Origin of the sequence: Anaerotignum sp. (assembly GCF_017483025.1) — a bacterium.
In the GTDB taxonomy this organism is placed as follows: domain Bacteria; phylum Bacillota; class Clostridia; order Lachnospirales; family Anaerotignaceae; genus Anaerotignum_A.
Map to the genome: position 1 here is coordinate 1 of NZ_JAFUMA010000004.1, position 2,505 is coordinate 2,505.

The window sequence follows — 2,505 nt, forward strand, 5'->3', positions numbered from 1 at the left end:
TCCAATAAAAATAATCCCGAAGGAAAATTCCTTCGGGATTTCTTTTTGTCTGCATTTTATTATTTGCCAAAACCTCTGTAGAGGAATGTCACGATCTGTCCTCTAGTGCAGGTCTGGTCGGGAGAAAATGTGGTATTGCTGGTGCCGCTGGTAATACCTTCTGCTACCGCCCAGTCTACAGCTTTAGAAGTCACATCATTGAAATCCGCCTGAACAGCATCGGGACTGCCTGCGTATTTCCACATAAATTCTACTGCCATTTCTCTGGTACAGGGTGCATCAGAATCAAATCTCACACCGTCCGCCATGCCTTTTTCTGCCGCCCATGCGATGGCTTTGGCATAATACATATTCTGGTTCACATCCGCAAAAGATGCTGTTCCGCGAGGCGCAGGAGAACCTGCCGCACGCCACAGGAATGTGATGATCTGACCTCTGGTACAGGTCTGATCAGGAGAGAATGTGTTACTGCTGGTGCCGCTGGTGATATTCTTGTCTACCGCCCAGTCCACAGGTTCGCAGTAATATGCCCCTGTTCTCACATCAATGTATTTGGAGGGCTCCACATATTTTCCGGTGGAAACAGGCAGAGAGATTTTCACAGGTTCGATCCTATCCTGGCTATAGTCAGGACCTCTTCCCAATGTCAGTTTTGCGCCATCGCCGATTTCATAACCTGCATTACTTCCACAAGCCCACAGGCTTCCATCTTTTTTCAGGATCAATGTATGCAGATCACTGCTGACTGCTGCCACATCATCCATCACCTTTGTAGGAGATGGCATCTTTCCGTTGTAGAAATGGAAATTCTCGTTATATTTGATGCTGCCCTTTGTGCCAACACCTAACACGCCATGGGTGCCATTGCCCCATGCCCAGAGGCTGCCATCTTTTTTAATCGCAAAAACAGAAGTGCCGCCAACACCTGTCTCAATAGAAGCCACATTATCCATGATCCGATAACCGACCTTATCATTGGGCTCATTATAGTCACTGGCATATCCCTTACCAAGCTGACCATACATATTATCGCCCCAGCCCCACAGACTGCCGTCTTTCTTCAGTACATACAGGTTTGCGTTACCGACTTCCAGATCAATGACACCATCCATAAATTTTGTCAATACACCCTTCTCAGCCCTGAAACCAAAGGGATCTTCATAGTATAGATTAGAAATCCATGCACTGCCGTCCTGCTTCAGAACGACAAATTGGTCATCGATATATACAGAAAAATCTTTCACATTGGAAGCAACTTTCTTTGTGTCATAATAATTATAATGCCACAGCGCGCCATCAGAAAGCAGAACATAATTCCCTTCTGCTGCCACAGCATTATTGAAATATTTCTCCGGAGCCTCCCAGTATTCAGAATCCTGCCAGTAACTGCCACCTGTTTTGATTTTCCACTGAGTCCCTTGGTTAACATCGCCCGCAGCAACAATGCCGCTTTCCGTTTTCACAGGAGTGCTGCTCCACTTACCTTTATGCGATTCCACACCGAGTGTATCATACGAATGCCCAAACCCCCAGGAATAAAGGCTGCCATCAGAAAGCACCGCATAACTGCGATATTTCCCTGCATTGATTTTCGTAATGGATGGTGCTGCCGCAAAGGCCACAGAACTCATCCCCATACAGAATGTCATAAAAAGAGCAAGAAATTTTTTCATATCACGACTCCCCTTTCCTTGTCGCAATCATTTTTCAATCATTCACCAAATTTTGCTGCTGCATCCTTCAGCATTTCTCTGATGGGCAGATTATAAGGGCATCTCTTTTCACAAGCACCACAGCCGATACAAGCACTTGCTTTCACGGGCATTGCACCATATCTGTCTCTTGCCCAGTCGCCCAGGCCATATCTGTCCAGATAGCCCTGGAACAGGAATACGTTGGGGATACCGATGCCAACGGTACAAGGTGCGCAGTAGTTACATCTGCGGCAGAAATTATTGCCCAGCTGATTTCTGATTTCCTGCATTTTTGCCAGTTCTGCTTCTGTCAGGGGGGATTTATCCTCTGCAGCCGCCAGATTCTGGTCGATTTCCTTCAGGTCGAACATACCGGGGATCACAACGGATACATCGGGATGTGCACAGATATAACGGATGGCCAGTGTGGCATACTCGATGGCACCGCCAGCCAGAGGTTTCATTGTGATGAAACCTACATTCTGTTCTGTGCATCTTTTCATCAGGTCTTCGCCCTGATTTTCTACGATATTGTAAGGGAACATGATGGTTTCTACCCAATCCATGCCCAGTGCTTTTTCAAATACTTCCAAAGAGTGAGCAGTAACACCCAAGTGACCTACTTTGCCCGCTGCTTTTGCTTCCATCAGGGCTTCCAGAGCGCCGCCTTCTGCTACTACCTGATCCAGCTGATCCACTGTAGGGTTATGTACCTGATACAGGTCGATATAATCTGTACGCAGGTTGCCAAGGCTGATGTCGATATCCTTCGCCATGGCTTCCTTTGTGCGGGACATACTCTTTGTCGCCA

At 47.1% G+C, this 2,505-nt stretch carries 2 protein-coding genes; both read right to left on the reverse strand.

The window, feature by feature from the left end:
- Positions 1-59: 59 nt before the first annotated feature.
- Entirely contained in the window at positions 60-1,673 is a 1,614-nt protein-coding gene (locus tag IJ369_RS00075) for an S-layer homology domain-containing protein (RefSeq protein WP_290714483.1), read from the reverse strand.
- Between the two features lie 38 nt (positions 1,674-1,711).
- Positions 1,712-2,505: aldo/keto reductase (locus IJ369_RS00080; protein ID WP_290714485.1), on the reverse strand; the 794-nt coding region annotated here is incomplete at its 5' end.